This is a genomic window from Paraburkholderia phymatum, assembly GCF_038900715.1.
Taxonomy (GTDB): domain Bacteria; phylum Pseudomonadota; class Gammaproteobacteria; order Burkholderiales; family Burkholderiaceae; genus Paraburkholderia; species Paraburkholderia phymatum_A.
Genome location: NZ_JAYMRZ010000004.1, coordinates 421,171 through 438,396, shown reverse-complemented (window position 1 = coordinate 438,396; position 17,226 = coordinate 421,171). Strand labels below are relative to the sequence as shown.

Annotated in this window: 12 protein-coding genes and 1 pseudogene; 4 read left to right on the top strand and 9 right to left on the bottom strand. The window is 59.9% G+C overall.

What is annotated here, in order from left to right; all coding sequences use genetic code 11:
• Positions 1 to 178 precede the first annotated feature (178 nt).
• Positions 179 to 5,683 carry a trifunctional serine/threonine-protein kinase/ATP-binding protein/sensor histidine kinase gene (locus tag VSR68_RS10690; RefSeq protein WP_342939870.1) on the bottom strand — a complete coding sequence of 1,835 codons (5,505 nt, stop codon included), beginning with the start codon at positions 5,681 to 5,683 and terminating at the stop codon, positions 179 to 181.
• Positions 5,684 to 6,119: 436 nt separating this feature from the next.
• On the opposite strand from VSR68_RS10690, the gene VSR68_RS10685 reads away from it, so the two are divergent.
• Positions 6,120 to 6,491, top strand: coding sequence for a response regulator transcription factor (locus VSR68_RS10685; protein WP_342939797.1), 372 nt, complete (start codon positions 6,120 to 6,122; stop codon positions 6,489 to 6,491).
• Positions 6,492 to 6,535: 44 nt separating this feature from the next.
• Here VSR68_RS10685 and VSR68_RS10680 read toward each other — a convergent pair whose 3' ends face one another.
• Both VSR68_RS10680 and VSR68_RS10675 read right to left on the bottom strand, forming a co-directional pair.
• On the bottom strand, positions 6,536 to 7,210 hold the full coding sequence (locus VSR68_RS10680; protein WP_342939796.1) for a response regulator transcription factor: 675 nt from the start codon (positions 7,208 to 7,210) through the stop codon (positions 6,536 to 6,538).
• A gap of 159 nt (positions 7,211 to 7,369) precedes the next feature.
• The gene (locus VSR68_RS10675; protein WP_342939795.1) at positions 7,370 to 7,498 is read right to left on the bottom strand and encodes a hypothetical protein; all 129 of its coding nucleotides are present in this window, start codon (positions 7,496 to 7,498) and stop codon (positions 7,370 to 7,372) included.
• Between the two features lie 413 nt (positions 7,499 to 7,911).
• Between VSR68_RS10675 and VSR68_RS10670 the strand changes: the two genes are divergently transcribed.
• Entirely contained in the window at positions 7,912 to 8,118 is a 207-nt protein-coding gene (locus tag VSR68_RS10670; RefSeq protein WP_342939794.1) for a hypothetical protein, read from the top strand.
• Here the strand turns inward: VSR68_RS10670 and VSR68_RS10665 are convergent.
• Together VSR68_RS10665 and gshA are read right to left on the bottom strand one after the other, a co-directional pair.
• On the bottom strand, positions 8,090 to 8,764 hold the full coding sequence (locus VSR68_RS10665; protein WP_342939869.1) for a response regulator transcription factor: 675 nt from the start codon (positions 8,762 to 8,764) through the stop codon (positions 8,090 to 8,092). The genes VSR68_RS10670 and VSR68_RS10665 overlap by 29 nt on opposite strands.
• Positions 8,765 to 9,180: 416 nt before the next feature.
• Positions 9,181 to 10,779: a glutamate--cysteine ligase gene (gshA, locus tag VSR68_RS10660; RefSeq protein WP_342939793.1), complete on the bottom strand. Its 1,599-nt coding sequence runs from the start codon at positions 10,777 to 10,779 to the stop codon at positions 9,181 to 9,183.
• Between the two features lie 233 nt (positions 10,780 to 11,012).
• On the opposite strand from gshA, the gene VSR68_RS10655 reads away from it, so the two are divergent.
• The gene (locus tag VSR68_RS10655) at positions 11,013 to 11,396 is read left to right on the top strand and encodes a DUF2798 domain-containing protein (RefSeq protein WP_342939792.1); all 384 of its coding nucleotides are present in this window, start codon (positions 11,013 to 11,015) and stop codon (positions 11,394 to 11,396) included.
• Between the two features lie 235 nt (positions 11,397 to 11,631).
• On the opposite strand, the gene VSR68_RS10650 is transcribed toward VSR68_RS10655, so the two are convergent.
• Positions 11,632 to 13,089, bottom strand: coding sequence for a PLP-dependent aminotransferase family protein (locus VSR68_RS10650; protein WP_342939791.1), 1,458 nt, complete (start codon positions 13,087 to 13,089; stop codon positions 11,632 to 11,634).
• Between the two features lie 192 nt (positions 13,090 to 13,281).
• Here VSR68_RS10650 and VSR68_RS10645 point away from each other — a divergent pair, with 192 nt between their 5' ends.
• Entirely contained in the window at positions 13,282 to 14,307 is a 1,026-nt protein-coding gene (locus tag VSR68_RS10645; protein ID WP_342939790.1) for a hypothetical protein, read from the top strand.
• 201 nt (positions 14,308 to 14,508) lie between these two features.
• Here the strand turns inward: VSR68_RS10645 and VSR68_RS10640 are convergent.
• The 3 genes and pseudogenes from VSR68_RS10640 to VSR68_RS10625 all read right to left on the bottom strand — a co-directional run.
• A pseudogene (locus VSR68_RS10640) lies at positions 14,509 to 14,779 on the bottom strand (transposase); the annotation flags it as partial.
• Positions 14,780 to 14,901: 122 nt separating this feature from the next.
• Entirely contained in the window at positions 14,902 to 15,357 is a 456-nt protein-coding gene (locus tag VSR68_RS10635; protein ID WP_342939789.1) for a DUF3788 domain-containing protein, read from the bottom strand.
• Positions 15,358 to 16,141: 784 nt separating this feature from the next.
• Positions 16,142 to 16,627, bottom strand: a complete 486-nt coding sequence (locus tag VSR68_RS10625) for a pyridoxamine 5'-phosphate oxidase family protein (RefSeq protein ID WP_342939788.1) — start codon at positions 16,625 to 16,627, stop codon at positions 16,142 to 16,144.
• Positions 16,628 to 17,226 lie beyond the last annotated feature (599 nt).

The following is a 17,226-nucleotide window of genomic DNA, read 5'->3' as shown; positions in this document are numbered from 1 at the left end:
GATTTCGCGGCGCTGTCACGCTGGCTTGTCGCGACGCATCGAGTTCGGCGCCGTGCTGGTCGACTGCTCGTCACGAGAGATGAGGTTCCCCGTGCAACGCTGCAAACAGCCACACGATGATGTCCGCGCGGGCAGCACGCGATCTGCGGTCAGGTACCCGAGCTGACATGCGCGGCGATCACGATGGAACGGCTGGATGTGCTGGCACAGTGAATTGAACGACAGCGCCGCGAGGCGCGTTCGCAGTGGCGCACAACCGGCCGCCACGCGCTTCGATGATCGAACGGCAGATCGACAGCCCCATCCCCAAACCCGTAGGCTTCGTGGTGTAGAAGGGAGCGAAAACATGCTCGGCGCAGTGCGTAGCAAATCCCGGCCCTGAATCGCGCACTGTCACGAGCACGCAGTCGGAGTCGGCTTTCCCTGTGGTGATGAGCAGTTGTCGAACGCCGTCGCTGACGCCGAGCATCGCCTCCAGCGCGTTGATGATCAGGTTGAGGAGCACCTGTTGCAGTTCGACACGGTCTCCTTCGATGAACGGCAAGCCGTCGGCGAGTTGTGTCTGTACCGAGGCGCCGCTCTTCGTCGCTTCGCCACACGTGAGTTCGATCACCTCGCGGATCGCCTCGTTGATGTCCACCGGCTCCGTCCGCGGCGGCGCCTTCCTGACCAGATCACGAATCCGGCCGAGCACGTCCCCCGCTCGACCTGCATCCTTGACGATATGCCCGAGCACCTGCCTCACCTCGTCGACGTTCGGAGGCTGCGCGTGCAGCCATCGCAGCGCAGCCTGGGCGTTGGTCACCGTTGCGGCGATCGGCTGGTTGACTTCGTGGGCGATCGAGGCCGTGAGCTGCCCCATGGTCGCGACACGGTTCGCATGCGCCAGCTCCTTCTGCACCTCGCGATAGCGGTGCTCGCTCTCGCGGACTTTTTCCTCCGCGTGCTTGCGCCTGGTCAGATCGAGCACGAAAGCGACACCTTCCTTTCGAGTGGCTTCGAAAGTGGCCAAACCGACAATGACAGGCACACGGCTGCCATCTTTCCCGATGTACTCTTTCTCGAATGGCTGGGCGCGCCCAGTCTCCCCGATCTCTCGTAGCGCCCGTTCGTCGCCCTCGCGCCATTCCGGCGGTGTCAGCTCCCTCCAGCGCACGCGACCCGCGACGAGATCGTCACTCTCGTATCCCACCATGCGAAGAAATGCGTCATTGGCCTCGAGAATGTCGCCATCGACATTCCAGACGACGATCCCGATGATGTTGGCGTCGACGAGCCGCCGGATTTTCGCTTCGCGTTCCACGAGTTCGTGGTACAGGTGAGCATTTTCCAGCGCGATCGCGGCCTGCGAGGCCAACAGCTTCAGCACGGCGATCCTGGCCGGGCTGAACACGCGGGCAGTGAGATTGTTTTCGAGGTAGAGCGCGCCGGTGAGCTTCGCCTGATTCATCAACGGGAAGCAGAGAATCGAACGGGCGCGATGCTGACGGATATAGGGATCTGCCGCGAACGGGGACTCAGCTGCGGCATCGTCGAGAAAGACGCTCTCCCCTGTGCGCAAGACATGATAGAGGATCGACTCCGGCAGCATCGCCGTGCTGACGGGAGCATCGCGCAACTGCAGCCTGGCCGCGTCGCCGGTGGTCAGCGCTTCCGCTGCTATCCGTTCTTCGCTGCCGTCCGACAGAATCAACACGCCCCGTTCGGCGCCCGCCTGTTCGATTGCTGTACGCATGACCATCTCGATCAGCTTGTCCAGGACGATGTCGCCCGAAGCGGCCTGCGACACCTTGATCACCGTCGCGAGGTCGAGGTGTTCGACGGGCGCTGCGATCGTGGTCGTCGGACCGAGCGCGGACTCTTCCGTCCTCAGGTACGGATACAGCTCTTCGAGTTGCCGCACCTTTCCGTCAGCTCCCCAACGCAGATAGCCGTAGCGCGCGTCTTGCAAATACAAACGGGCAATCTTCCCGAAACCGCGCGACGCGTAGAAGTGCGACGCGAGTTCGTTGGCGAGTGCCTCACCGTGTATAAAGCCGCTTTCCTGCGCCGAGTGGATGGCCTGTTCGTACAACTCCATGGCATCCGCTACGCGACCTTCAATCCGGGCAATCTCGGCACCGACCATCGCGGCGCGGTCCGCGAAATTCTCCGGGCAGTTTTTCGCCCAGATCTGGAGCTGCCGGTAATGTGCAGCGACATCGTCCAGGTGCTGTGGCCGCTCGTCGGCCGGGGCGCACTCGCACCAGGCGACCCGGGTCAGCGCGGCGTAAAAGTGATATTCGGCTTCCTCAAAGAACGTGGAAGAGACCCAGAGCAGCGGTTGCGCCTTCGACGCGGCGTCCATGGCCGCCGCATAGTCACCGGCGAAATAGCGCGCCTGCAATTTCCGGATCCAGTAGAAACTCGCAGCGATGACCAGGGCCGGGTTGCTGGACAGATGGGTTTCGGTGCGAAGTTCGTTGAACTGCCCGTCGTCAAGGCAGCCGAACGTCGGCGTCAGGCCGCGAAGCGTCCGGATCAGCGCGCGTTGTGTGGTGATGAGGTCAATGACAAGACCGAACCGCACCTTCCCTGCGTACGCAAGGCCGCGTTCGGCTTCGCCTTGCACCTCGTGCAGCGGCTCGCCCGCGAAGAGCAGGTTCGAGTCGAGTTCGTTGCCCACGTAGGCGCCATACGTGAGGTCTCCGATCCGGTTCGCCGCTTCGAAAGCGCGGCGCATCAGATCACGGCGAGACCGCACGTGTTTCATCCAGGGCATGACGAAAACCGCGAAGCAAAGATACGTGCCCGCCTCGAACCGTCTTAACCCCCGTCGTTCGACGAGGTCGCAGCCGAGCTGCCCGAACCGGAATCCGGTCTGATAGTCACCGAAACGCGGTCCGGCGACCCTGCCGACATTGGCATAGAGCATACATGAAGCGTCACAGTTGCCACGCTCGATGCTGAGACTGACCCCCTTGCAGATCGTCAGCAAAACCAGGTTCACATCCGTCTGCACGGCCGGCGCGAAACACTTGTTCAGCACCTCGACGGTCGCGAGTGAAGCCGCGTCTTCCATCAGCGGCAATTCGATGAGTGCCTCGATGGCCCGGCCCCCAAGCCGTGTCCCGATGCGCTCGTATTCGCGTCGCACTTCCTCGTCATCCGGATGCGGTGACCACTCGATGCCGACATGCCTCAGGTAGGAGAGACAAACATCGACCGCGCGACCGCTCTGATCGAGGACCAGGTAGACATCCATTTGCAGGCACGCGACGCTGGCTCGTTCGACCGTTGTCGTGACGCGATTCGATAGCGCCGCCAGGCGCTCGTCTGCAACCGATAACTGCCCGGTCAGAAATTCGCATTCGGCCCGGTTCAGTTCCAGCGCAAAGATCAGCTCATGCCGGCGCTCCCAGCAATCGTCGTTCAATAGTTCCGCGCCGGTGACGAGATAGGTGAGCGCCGACGAGTACGCTGTCGACGCCTTGGCGCGTTGGCCGGCGAGCAGGTTGAATTCGGCCAGCCGTTCCCGTTCGCCCTCTTCGGCGATCAGCGCGGCGCCGCGATTGAGCTGACCGACGATCTCGAAGATCGCCTCCTCCCGCTTTTTAGGGGGCGTCCGCGCGGCGAGCAGTCGCCCGATCCGCAGATGGGCCGAGGTGCGCGAGGTTTCGGGGATCAGTGAATAGGCGGCTTCATGGACCCGGTCATGCACAAACCTGTAAGAGCTCTCCAGCCGCTCGACCAGTTCCTGACGCATCGCCTCCCACAACGCCGCGTGGACCTGCGGCACCGGAATGCCGAGCACGGTCGACAGTGTCGTGATCCTGGCGGCGTTCCCAAGACAGGCAAGCTGCTGCAACGCGTGACGCGTCTCAGCCGGCAGGCGGCTTAGCTTGCCGACCATCAGGTCCACGACGTTGTCGGTGTAACCCTTGGCATGGATGCGGTCGGGGTCCCAGCACCACTGCCGCGCGTCATGATCAAAGGTGAGCAAATCTTCTTCGACAAGCGCGTGCAGAAACTGAATGACGAAGAACGGATTGCCACCCGTCTTCTCATGGACCAGTTGCGCCAGTGGTGCGACGCGCGCCGGCTCGCAGTGAAGCGCCTCCGCGATCAACTGCCTGACGTGCACTCGGGCGAGCGGCGCCAGCGTGATCTCATTGATCCTGCTACCCGCGTTCCTGATGGCCTGAAGCTTGCGGGTCAGCGGATGCGCGGCGTCGACCTCGTTGTCGCGGTAGGCGCCAACCAGCATCAGGTGGCGCAGATCCGGGTGGGTCAGCAGGTCTTCGATCAAGTCGAGCGTCGCGGCGTCGAGCCACTGCAGGTCGTCGAGAAAGAGCGCAAGCGGGTGCTCCGCCCGGGCAAATACGCTGATGAAACGCCGGAACACGAGCATGAAACGACGTTGCGCCTGTTGTGGCTCGAGTGTCGGGACGGGTGGCGGTTCACCGACGATGAGCTTCAGGTCGGGGATGAGGTCGGTCATGAGCTGCGCATTCGGCTCCAGCGCTTCCAGGAAATTGCTGCGCCAGTTCGCCAGCTCTGTGTCGGGCTTGCCGAGCAACGGACGCACCAGGCTTTCAAACGCCTGCACCAGCGTCGAATAGGGGATGTCGCGCTTGTACTGGTCGAACTTGCCGGATGCAAAGAGCCCGCGCGGCGGCACCAGCACCTTGTGCAGTTCATTGACGACCGAGGATTTGCCGATGCCGGAATAGCCGGACACCAGCACCAGCTCTGGCGGGCCGCTTTTAACGATCCGATCGAACGCGGCGACCAGGGTGTCGACCTCGCGCTCTCGCCCATAGAGCTTCTCGGGTATCAGCAACCGGTCAGGCGTGTCGTGCTCGCCCAGCGGGAAGGTATCGACGCGGTGCTGACGCTGCCAGTCGGCGAGGCAACGCTGCAGATCATGCTCGACACCGGCGGCCGTCTGATAGCGCTCTTCGGCCGACTTGGCGAGCAGCTTCATGACGATGTGGGAGACCGCAGCAGGGACGGTCTCCACCAGCTCGCTCGGCGGCACCGGCTTTCTGGCGATATGGCAGTGCACCCATTCCATGGGGTCGGCGGCCGTAAACGGCAGCACGCCCGTCAGCATCTGATAGAGCGTGACGCCGAACGCATACAGGTCGCTGCGCGAATCGATCGAGCGATTCATCCGGCCGGTTTGCTCGGGTGCCATGTAGGCGAGCGTGCCGGCGATGGTCTCGGGCGGCTCGGGCGTCTGACGCTCACGCGGCAGACGCGAGGCAAGACCGAACCCGGTGAGCCGCGCCTGCCCGTCGGCGCAATTCACGAGGATATGGGTAGGCTTGAGATCCTTATGGACGAGACCGCGCTGATGAAGCTTGCCTAGCGTAGCAGCGATGCCGACAGCGAGCCGCAAAAAATCGCCTGTCTCCATCGGCGCACCGAGCAGCCCCGCGAGCGGTTCGCCACCAGGGTCCTCGAGCACCAGCAGGGTCCGCCCCCCTTTGCGCGCGAGTTCGAGCGGCCGCACCGACCACGTACCTTCCAATTCGTCCTTCAGGCCGTACTCGTGAGCGAGACGATCAAGGCTGGCGGGTAGTGGATGTTCGGCGGCGGGACGCGCAAGCAGGACGTTGCAGCTATCTATGCCCGGGCGCTGCCCTCGACAGAAGACGCGTTCGCCATCGTCCCACAAGATCTGGAGGCTGTTACCCATCGACGCCGGAACCCAATGCAGGTTGTCATCCGCCACGCGGGACCATCAGGCCGCCACCCGTCATGGGTTGATGACGCTACACGCGTTCACTCGGGAGCAAGGATTGTGTCAGGATACACCTCGCCGACCGCGGCGCCATCGATAGTACCCGGAGGAACTTGTCGGGACCGTCGCCCACGCTACGCTGACTGCGTGCCGGACACGGCGATGCGACTCATACCATAGTATGAGTTCGCCCTATCGGTAGACGTGCAAGCCATGCCCGACATAGGCATGCGATGAGCAGGACTGGGCGACGCGAATGCCGCGCACTCATACTTGTGTATGATTCCCGGCCGCTGGCACGACAATTACGCTGGGTACCGTAGATGCAGGCGGATGCATGCAGTGGCGTTCCTGCTGCGTGAACTCCCTTTCCTGAAGATCGAGGCTAATCTTGTGTTCTGCCCAGGTAGTTTCGATTGTTGACGACGACGAGGCCGCCCGCCTCGCGATGGGGAGTCTGGTGCGCTCGTTCGGCAGGCATACACACCTGTACGCATCAGCAGAGGAATTTCTGCAATCCGGCCATCTCGCCTCGACGTCATGCCTGATCTCCGACGTCATGATGTCCGGCATGTCGGGAGTCGAGCTGCACGACCGCATTCTTGCACTCGGATATGCACCGCCGACCATCTTCATTACGGCATTCCCATCGGCCAACCTGAAAGCGAAGGCGCTGACAAATGGCGTGCTGGCTGTACTCGACAAGCCGGTCGATCCCGACGCCATCGCGCATTGGCTCAGCGTTGCGCTGGATGTGCCATAGCGAATCGGCAAGAGGCCGGAACGGTGCTTCCGGTCTCGCCGCTCTCAAGACGACTTCTGCGACTGCGCATTGACGCGCAGCGATTCCGATTTTCTGACGAGATCCGCGACGGATCGCGCCGCCATCTTTTTCATCAGGTGCCCGCGATGCATCTTCACGGTGATCTCGCTGAGATTCACCTCGGAGGCAATCTGCTTGTTCATCAGGCCGGCCACGACGAAGCCCATGACTTCGCGTTCGCGCAGTGTCAGCGAGTCATAGGCAACACGAAGCGCCGCGATCGATTGTTCGGCGGCGAGACGCTCACCGTCGCGCGCCAGCGCATCGGCGACCGCGTCCAGCATGTCCTGGTCGCGAAACGGCTTCGCAAGGAAATCGACGGCCCCCGCTTTCATGGCCTTGACTGTCATCGCGATGTCGCCATGCCCGGTCACGAATACGATCGGCATGCGCACACCGCTCTTCGCAACCTGTTCCTGGAAGGCAAGACCATTTTCGCCGCGCAGCCTGACATCGAGAATCAGGCAACTGGGCGCATCGCACTTCGGAAAAGCAAGAAAGTCCCCCGACGATTCGAATGTCTCCACACGTAGCCCGACCGACCGCATCAAATTGCTGAGCGCAAAACGCATTGACTCGTCGTCGTCGACCACATAGACCACTGGCTCCTTGCGAGCGTGTGCGCTCTGGGTCGAAGTCGAATGCGAACCCGAAATCATGTCACCTCCTCGCGCCCGGCGAAACAGATAGATAAAGCGTCATTGGTATTTTTCAGTCCAACGCGAAAGCCACGTTGAGAAGTATCCAATTGATCCATTGACGGCTACCACTATTGACACGTGCATGGCTTAGCTCATTTCCGGTTCGCATTGCACCAGCTAGAGCAGGCAAATGCGGTGCAGCTCCACTGTTCGCCGATACACGTTCCGGTTGAGCCACGGTACGAATGTGTACTCGTCGTATGCATTCGAGCCGATAAAGATCCAGTTGTGCAGCACGTTGAACATGATGTTTCCCCTCTAGACGGGCCGTCACATCACACGATGTCTTGCGAGGCGCACTTCACGATCGCATCGGCCATGACACAAGGGTAGGCGCGCGTGCGCCTCAAGACTATTCTACGGACGGGTGGCGCTGCTCCTACATAGGCTTCGAACGCTCATACCCGCGTATAACCCGCGGGCAGAGATACGCGCCGCTAGCTGCAGGCACACTTGAGGCACGATAGCCCCTGCTATTGCGAGCGGTAGCGTCAGCACCTGCCACGCACCGTGCGTCGCCAGGTCCTCGCCGCGCCACGGCGGATGGCGCGGCGACTCATACAAAGTATGAGTTGCCGCGTATCGGTAGATCGAGGCTAAGCTTGTGTTCTGCTCAGGCAGTTTCGATTGTTGGCGACGACGAGGCCGTCTCCGACGTCATGATGCCCGGCATGTCGGGAGTGGAGATGCACGACCGCATTCTTGCACTCGGATATGCACCGCCGACCATCTTCAATACGGCATTCCCATCGGCCGACCTGAAAGCGAAGGCGCTGAAAAATGGCGTGCTGGCTGTATCGGCAAAAGACCGGAACGGCGCTTCCGGTCTCGCCGCTCTCAAGACGACTTCTGCGACTGCGCATTGACGCGCAGCGATTCCGATTTTCTGACGAGATCCGCGACGGATCGCGCCGCCATCTTTTTCATCAGGTGCCCACGATGAATCTTCACGGTGATTTCACTGAGATTCATTTCGGAGGCAATCTGCTTGTTCATCAGGCCGGCCACGACGAAGCCCATGACTTCCCGTTCGCGCAGTGTCAGCGAGTCATAGGCAACACGAAGCGCCGCGATCGATTGTTCGGCGGCAAGACGCTCACCGTCGCGCGCCAGCGCATCGGCGACCGCGTCCAGCATGTCCTGGTCGCGAAACGGCTTCGCGAGGAAATCGACGGCCCCCGCTTTCATGGCCTTGACTGTCATCGCGATGTCGCCATGCCCGGTCACGAATACGATCGGCATGCGCACACCGCTCTTCGCAATCTGTTCCTGGAAGGCAAGGCCACTTTCGCCCCGCAGCCTGACATCGAGAATCAGGCAACTGGGCACGTCGTACTTCGGGAAAGCAAGGAAGTCCCCCGATGATTCGAATGTCTCCACATGTAGCCCGACCGATCGCATCAAATTGCCAAGCGCAAAACGCATCGACTCGTCGTCGTCGACCACATAGACAACTGGCTCCTTGCGATCGTGTTCGCTCTGGGTCGAAGTCGAATGCGAACCCGAAGTCATCTCACCTCCTCTCTCCCTACTGACGCACGCGGGAGCGTCGCAGCCGACAATGTGGTCGACGACGCTGCGCACTGCAATGAACCCGTTTCGGCAAAACCCGTCTTTCGTGGCCGTGTTCATTCATGCCGGGAATACGGGGCCACTGGGGCGCCCCACGTGCCATTCATACTTCCGCAGTGCTCGTCCAGAGATTGAAAACCGGACACACTGACGTCGTGTTTTTTTGTCCGACGGTTGCACGTCCTCCCAAGACGATCACGCTAGCTATTCTAGGTGATCTGGATTCGCACGACGTTCCCGCCCTGTTTCCATGGCGCCAACCTGGGCGCGGCTACACTCCGGCGCACGCAGCAGGAACACGTCGAACGGACAGTGCAGCGGGCTCCAGTAGCTTGCCTATGCAAGCGGCCCCAATGCTATTGCGGCACGGCCGCAACGAATGCATCGAACGAAGCAACTTCGTCGCTTTCAAGTTTCGCCTGCTCGTCGAGCGATTCGCGCGCGAGCGTTTCGAGTTGCCGGGCAGTCGCCACATCGAGCGGACGCGACAGAAAATCCGCCGCATGTCGTTCGCTCTGCGCTAACCCGAACTGCAGATAGCTCTGACCGTTGTCGCGCATCGTCTGCAGCACGCGCGCTGACGGTGTGAGCAACGGATCGGCGAGTTTCGCGCGCTGCGTGGCGACCGCCCGCGCGTGTGCATCGTCGCCGCGCAGCGCATCGAGCGCGGCGGCCGTGCGTTCGATCTTTGCCAACAACTCGTCGGCCCAGTCGCGCATCGGCACGCCGATGCCTTCACGCGTCAGGTGAAGACCCGGACGTCGGCCCTCCTTTGCAACGATCAAGAAGTTCTCGTTCGCTTCCGCATAAGCGGGCGCGGGCAGGAATGGACTCTCGTCGAGTGCGCACGCGAGCAGGTATGCATCCAGAAAACGCGCAGTGTCGAGCGCGATGCCGGTCGGCTCGAACGGATCGATGTCCATGCAGCGCACTTCGACGTACTGCACCCCGCGCGCGGCGAGCGCATGCAACGGACGCTCGCCCGGATATGTGACGCGCTTCGGCCGGATCGTCGAGTAGAACTCGTTTTCGATTTGCAGCACGTTCGTGTTGATCTGCACCCGCTCACCGTCGCGATGCGTGCCGATCGCTTCATACGGCGGATACGGCCGGTTCACCGCGTCGGCGAGCGCACCGAGATAGCCCGGCAGCGTGTCATAGTCGGCGCGCAGCGCGGCCTCGCCAGTCATGTTCGAATAGCCGAGGTCGCTCATCCTTAGGCTCGTCGCGTACGGTAGATACAGCGTGTCGGTGTCGAACGATTCGAGCTTGTGCGAGCGGCTGCGCAGAAAGCGCGCGTCGAGCGCCGGCGACGCGCCGAACAGGTACATCAGGAGCCAGCTCGTTCGGCAGAAGTTACGGATCAGCGCGAGGTAGCGGTCGGACTGGTAATCGGTCTGCGTCGCAGTCGACTGCTGGTCCGCGTGCAGTACGCGCCACACTTCTTCGTCAAGCGAATAGTTGTAGTGGATGCCTGCGATGCACTGCATCGTGCGCCCGTAGCGCAACCCGAGACCGACGCGGTACACGTACTTGCGGCGCCCGACGCTCGACGTGCCATAGTGCGCGATCGGAATGCCGTCATCGGTGTCGGGCAGCAGACCGGGCATCGACTGGTTCCATAGAATTTCCCGCTGGCGATCGAGTGCCGCGTACACGTAGCGATGCAGTTCGTCGAGGCGTTCAAGCGTCGCGGCCACGTCGGGCTCGGTGGCTGTGATGATTTCGAGTAGTGCTTCAGAATAGTCGGTCGTCAGCGACGGATGCGTCAGCGCCGAGCCGAGTGCGGTCGGATGGGCCGAAAGAGCGAGGCGGCCGTCGCGCGTCACGCGCAGGCTTTCCTTTTCGATGCCACGCAGACCGCGCATCAGCGCGTCGCGTCGTGGCCCGGCGCTCAGCACGGAAAGGCGCTGATCGAGAACGTCGTTCGTGCGGTGTAAGGTCGTGTGCGGCATTCAGGTAGATCTTGTTCAGGACGTTGGGCGCGCCCCGTCGGTTGCGGGCGCAATCCGGCCTTTTTGACGCACCGCGCCAGGCCAAATGCGTTCCATGGCGATACCACGCACACGCCAGTAACCACACATCAATCCCGCTAGCTCCCACTATTCATGAGTCGTTTCTCCATGCGGAACCTGTATTGTTGATCCGTACAGGATCACAAGAAAGGACCAAGAATTGGAATTTTTTTATGTACCATGCTGGCGGAGCCGTCCTCGCGATGATACGGACGAGCATGTTATTGAGTCGGCAAGACCTGATCAAATGCATCAGATTGGCCTACAGTGAAGACTCTCAATACGACGACGTGAAAACACACGGCGTCGAACATAAACGAAGGGTGATCCGTATGCTGAAGATCTCGTCTCGTCATAGTCACTTCGTCTTTGGCGTTCTTCAAGCGGGACTGACTAGTGCAATTGCCGCCGCTATCGCAAGCATTCCGTTTGTCAAAGGTGGCATGTTCGTCCCGCATTGGCTAACGTCATGGAGCGTTTCGTGGCTGACCATGCTTCCGGTTGTCGTGACAGCGGCTCCGTTCATTCGCAAAGTCGCGGAGCGGATCGCGAGATAAGAGTGGTCATCCGTGCCGCTGGAACATGATTCGCGCCCTCACATGAAATATTGTTTTGCGGGGCACTGCGTGCAAATCGGGCTCGGAGCCACCTTGTTTCCTAAAGGTGGAGGAGCGTACTACGGTGGCGAGCTTTTCGTTGGTGGGCACCACGCTGATCTGAGAGCGGAATCCGGCTATTTCTCGCACAGCGCATGGTCGGTAATACTCTCGAAGGGGAGCCGCATCAAGTTGTTCATTTGCTGGATGTGCGGGCAAGAGATTGGGTTTCGCTTTGCCAACCCGAGGCGAGCAGACTGATACCCTTCGTGATTTGTTGTACTGGTGTCCCGCCAAAGCCGAAAACCAGTACATCGGACGCTTGTCCCGCGCTGGAAAATATATCGCCCCTATATATACCGACACCTTCCTCGTCCGCTATACGACACAGCGCGTCAATGTCGTAGCCGGCGTTCACGCGCGTGGAAATGTGCAGGCCGCACGTCGACTCCAAGGGAGTCAGCCATGTCGAGAGACGATCGCGGATTGCTTCAAGCAGAGTCGCGCGTCGTTGCTTGTATTCCGAACGCATGCCGTTCAGGTGGGAAGCGAAATCGCCGCTTATCATGAACTGCAACAAGGTATTCTGGACATGCATGGACGTTTGCCTGTCTACTATCCATTTTGCCCTTCTAAGGCTGTCGAGCAGCCAGGGAGGCGCGACAATGAACCCAAGCCGGAAAGCCGGTGCCAGGGTCTTTGACAGGGAACCGAGATAAATCACACGTTGTTCCCTATCGGCCGACTGCAGGCATGGGGATGGCATTTTTCCGTAGTAAAACTCGCAGTCGTAGTCGTCTTCGAGGATAACGAAATCATCTTTCGCCGCGCGTGCAAGCAGCGCTTTCCGTCGCGCCGGCGAGAGCGTAACCCCCAACGGAAACTGGTGATTCGGCGTGCAGTACAGTCCAGCGATTCCCTCTGGAATTTCCTCGACCTTGACTCCTTGTTCGTCGACTTGAAGTCGAAACGGTTCGGAGCCGGATAGCCGCGCAATCTGAGTCACGATGGGAAAGCCCGGATCCTCCACGGCGAACGAGGTGCCCGGACCCAGCAATAGTCTCGACAGAAGATCAAGTGACTGATGAGTGCCGGTGGTAATAACGACATTCGCCCCAGTACAACGAACCGATCGCGATTGACGCAAGTAGGTGGCAATCCGATCGCGCAGCCTGACATCTCCCTCTGGCGGGCCATATTCAGAAAGGTGCCCCGGCTCCATATCGGCGGGCCATCGGGCTAAGCGCCTGCGCCGAAATACCTGTTCGGCTTCGTCGGAAACTTTGCCGGGACGAAAATCTACATCCACGTCCTTGTCGTGCAGCACAAATGTCGTGACAGGAAGACGCTCTGACCACTCGGCTAGCCGTAGTCGGGGCTCGGAGCTTGTAGCAAGAACATTGCTCTGTGGAGGAGTGGCGCGCACGTATAAGCCGGAGCCGACACGAGTCTCGATCCAGCCCTCCGCTATCAACGCGGCGGTCGCCTCTCTTATCGTGTTTCGAGACACCCCGAGTTGGAGCGCCCATGTTCGCGACGCCGGCAAGCGTTGCCCTGGCTCCAGTCGACCGTCTGCCAACGCGGAGTAGATGCCTTCGTACACTTGCTGCTGGATCGGACCCACTCCGTCCAGCTTGATCAAAAGGTCGTCCACGCGGTCTCCCTCCTTGAATCTCGCCTTTCCTTGGGACATTCGTTTTCCCAGACGAATGGATCTTTATGGCCCAATTCATGCCGGCAATTTCGGCCCACGTTCCAAGCCGCAAAATCTTAGACTCGTTACGGGCGTCGTCTACACGACATCTCTCCGCGCCTGCACGCAATTGAAACATTTGGAACCATCACTATGAACTCTACGATTGCTCGAGCTGATCGGACCTCCTCGCTTTATTGGCACTTTGCACCGACCGTGCTCGCGCTGGGCTATCCGTGGTACCTCACGAAATTCTACGAGGCGACCAGTAACCACAGCGCTGCCGGCGCGTTGTTCGCTATTGCATTGGTATACGCGGTGCCGGCGAGCGCGTTTGTCAGCCTGTTGTCCCTCGCCCGACTCGACGCAAGCGGCGGGCAAGCCGTCATTTTGCGGCGTCTTGCGCACTTTACATTTGCCTCACCGCCACTGTACGTCATCGTGGGGGTTCTGCTTTACCTGATGAAAATAAACGGGGCAGATGGGAAGGTATGGCTCGGGTTGTGGGGCGCCGTGATTGTCGGAAGCCTGTTGGCGCTTTCCACTGACCGAAGCGATGCCGCTCTCTCGCGGCTACATGTGAACACAGGTCGGGTGCGCGTGCTTCACGGTGTGGCATCAGTTGCCATCATTGCAGTGTACCTGTTTCCACATCTGGGTAATCACGCAGTGGGAATCTTCGGCACCGACGTGCATAAGGCAGTCATGCTCGTACTGCGCCGTGTCTATCGGGCGGGATGGCTTGAACCTGTTTTGATCGGACTGTTTTTCTTTCAAATCGTCAGTGGTCTGGTACTGTTGACGCCGAAGCTCAGCCTCAAGCAGGACTTTCTCGGAGCGCTCCAGACGGCGTCCGGCGCGTATCTTGTCATTTTCATTGCCTCGCATATTAATTCGGTATTCATTCTCGCGCGTTACTTCGGAACGGATACCGACTACGCGTGGGCAACGTATCAACCGACAGGGCTGATACGCGACGCCTGGTCCGAGCGCCTGATCCCTCACTATTCACTCGGTGTATTGCTTGTTCTTTCGCATATCGCTTGCGGTCTGCGGACCGTTATGCTGGCTCACGGCGTAAGTATCCAAAGAGCAAACCGAATTTGCTGGTCCCTGATCGCCGCTTGCTCGGTTTGGACTGTAATCATCGTGGCGGGCATGCTAGGGGTTCGCGTCTAGACTAATAGAGGGTCGACCGGATGCCTGAATATTTTAGGCTTCGCGGGCGACTCGAGCGCGACGCCTTGGATGAATGAGAACCACGAAGCGGCGGCACGAAGACTCAACGGTCACCCGCATGCCGCCTGCTTCACCCGTCTGCGTGGCGACAACCGGTCAACCGCAGGATCGCTTTCATCCGGCAGTCGCGTCATGCCTGAATAATGAATCCAGCCCGGCAAACTCGCGAAAGACGGGCACGTCATGCAACGGTTCTTCCATCGCTGGGTCTGACAGCCCGAATCATTGCTGAAGGAAGCGGACGTGCAGCATTGTCGGCTGGAAATGGCGGCCTTCCGGTCTTGTCCTTTGGGTAGTACGGCTCGATCGGTGCTATAAGCCTTGACCAAGGCACAACGCGGCTCATCTCATCCGGAAATTACTGCTTGCGGGTGTGCTTCGTCGACAGGTTCGGCCCAAAATCCAGTTGCATCGTCGCCCCCACCTCGCTCGCCCATGTCTTCCCGGGATAGCGCCTAGCGTAGAAGTAGCCACGTAACGTCCGTGCGATCGAGCCCGAGAAGTGTGTCGCCGGTTGGAGGACTTCCGCGACATTCAATCGCGTGATAGCGGAGGGCGCTTCATACTCACAAGCTCCATCACCTCACGCCGATCATCTGCGGATGAGATCGCAACAGTCAACCATTTCCCGTCAGGGTACTGTCGGGCTTCATCGTAGAGCTTGACCAATTGCGGGCTCCAGAAATAACGCCGCTCCTCAAACTTCTCTCGCTCTGCATGCCCCAAGACCACCAGAACCGAAAACAGCCTGTATGCCGGCAGCAAGGTGCAGAACGCCCTCGTCTTCTTGTAGCGCAGTGACCAACCGCGATTCTTGCCACCATAGAGCCAATCCGGCGCGAAAACACCGGGGTAGGATGCTTCGATCCAGCTCTGCAGCTCGGCCCAATGCTCGAACGCCTCGGGTCCGATCCAGCCGCGGACAGTGCGCTCATCGGGCGGTGCTGATTTGTCGGTGATCCTGTCGCCGATCTGGGGGGACTCTTTCATGTCGCTCTCCTCTTCCTCTTTACCCTTGCAAAATGCGACTACAACGCTCCGCCGAGCGAGATCAACGGTGGAATTACAATGCCGTCGAATACCGGGGACGATCGTAAATGCGCCATCCGGAACACATCATGATGAGCGCGGTTAATGTATTGAGCCAGTGCGACACGCGCAACCAAATCCGTTGAATGAGCGGCTCAGGCGGCGAAGGCCCAGCAGGATTGGATGTCGCCTTCATCGTGCTCGATTCGATCGAAATGAACCAAGGATAGCAGTCCGTTCATCTGATACGCAGAGGTGGGTACACACGTATCCTTGGAGTCATTTTTGAACGACTGAACTAGAATTTTCGGAAAAGCCCAAAGCGTCGACCTCCGCCGCCTATGACCCGCATATCAAACAATTTCCTTTCAGATTACTCACAAGGCGAATAGAACTCGTGTCGCAGGCGTGATCAACCGGTTCCGCATTACAGATCGTGACCACCTTTACGTTGTTCAAGTAATCTTAGTGTGCGACTTCCGAATTCACGATATACCTTCGCATCGCTGACACATACCAACGATGTGGGCCTACCAACTTCTACAGCATCTATTTCGAGCTGGTTCGCGATGCCATCGTCCGGACATGTGAACCGCCCGAAAGCGACGCGCGCGCGACACCGAATCCCGCCGCTCGTTCACGGCACATCGCGGGGCGCCGCCGGTGCGCGTCGCGGCGACACCACTCGCGTCATTTGCGGACCGTGTCCGCATCAGCGGGCGGAAATCGCATGTGGCACGTACACTCAGCGCCCGCGAGTGTCCTGCATCTGTTGCTGGACACCGTATTTCGCCATGTACGTTTCGCGCAGCGCGTCTTCCGAAGGCGCATCTCCGAACCGATAGGCAGGTGAAAGTAACGGCAGCGCATCACGCACGTCGATACGGACGACATGATTTACCGGATAGTCTTGACCGTTCGTCTGCCACACCCACTCGGCGACGGCTGTTCGATCAGGATCGCCATCAGGCAGGACGCGTGCCGTCCCGTTGAAGCGGTAGCCACGTCGTGCGAAGACATCGACGACGTTGATCGAAATTGCGGGATTGCGTCGGAGATTCCTGATGGTCTGAGGCGAGGCGATATCCGCAAAAAACAGCGCGTCGTCGCGCGCGACAAGCGACGCCTTCGGCGAAAGGTTCGGCGATCCATCCTCGTTGACTGTCGCGACGAACGAAAGGATCGCGCGCTGGATGACGTCGCGCATGTCGGTGGTAAGAATCGGCATCATAGGCTCCCAAGTACCAGCGGCGGAATGCCACTGGCACCCATACTATGAATTCGATGGCATATCGCATAGAGCCAAGTTTTGGAAAACTCACCAGGCCATGATTCGCGCCCAAACAGGCATGCTCCGCAAGATCCGCTCGGCGTTAATCGCGGCCGTAAGGATAGCCGCCACGGTTGGCGACATCCGCGTACGCGTGCTGCCCGTCGCATTCATATTCTTCGAAATTCATCGACCATTCTCGGCCTCCAAGCGACCTTTCTTCCGCTAAAGTACACGTGTATCTCGCCGACATGCTTGCGGGGAGCTTTGTCATCCCAGACGTTCAATTCAACGACATCGGTTCTTTCCGGTCGACGATCCTCACCGCAAAGCCGATCCCCGCTGCAAAGCGGGCCCATGCGTTGCTATTCATGCACCAAGCACCGGTGTAGGCGCACAGTTGCCCGTCGCCCTTGTTTCACCGAACGATTGAGATCAGCTTCACTTTTGGCGAGAATCACCGAATGATCCAAATTGCGGGCCGGACTCACGCCAAATGGGTTCCGGGTAGCTGCCACGCTCAGCAAAGGAGAAAGCACGGGTTTAGGACGCCACGAAAA

Coding starts and splice junctions, on each gene's coding strand:
- gshA (WP_342939793.1), bottom strand. CDS start 10,779: ATGCCGCACACGACCTTACACCGCACGAACGACGTTCTCGATCAGCGC.
- VSR68_RS10675 (WP_342939795.1), bottom strand. CDS start 7,498: ATGTTCAACGTGCTGCACAACTGGATCTTTATCGGCTCGAATGCATAC.
- VSR68_RS10665 (WP_342939869.1), bottom strand. CDS start 8,764: ATGACTTCGGGTTCGCATTCGACTTCGACCCAGAGCGAACACGATCGC.
- VSR68_RS10670 (WP_342939794.1), top strand. CDS start 7,912: ATGATGCCCGGCATGTCGGGAGTGGAGATGCACGACCGCATTCTTGCA.
- VSR68_RS10625 (WP_342939788.1), bottom strand. CDS start 16,627: ATGATGCCGATTCTTACCACCGACATGCGCGACGTCATCCAGCGCGCG.
- VSR68_RS10690 (WP_342939870.1), bottom strand. CDS start 5,683: ATGGGTAACAGCCTCCAGATCTTGTGGGACGATGGCGAACGCGTCTTC.
- VSR68_RS10645 (WP_342939790.1), top strand. CDS start 13,282: ATGAACTCTACGATTGCTCGAGCTGATCGGACCTCCTCGCTTTATTGG.
- VSR68_RS10635 (WP_342939789.1), bottom strand. CDS start 15,357: ATGAAAGAGTCCCCCCAGATCGGCGACAGGATCACCGACAAATCAGCA.
- VSR68_RS10655 (WP_342939792.1), top strand. CDS start 11,013: ATGTACCATGCTGGCGGAGCCGTCCTCGCGATGATACGGACGAGCATG.
- VSR68_RS10680 (WP_342939796.1), bottom strand. CDS start 7,210: ATGATTTCGGGTTCGCATTCGACTTCGACCCAGAGCGCACACGCTCGC.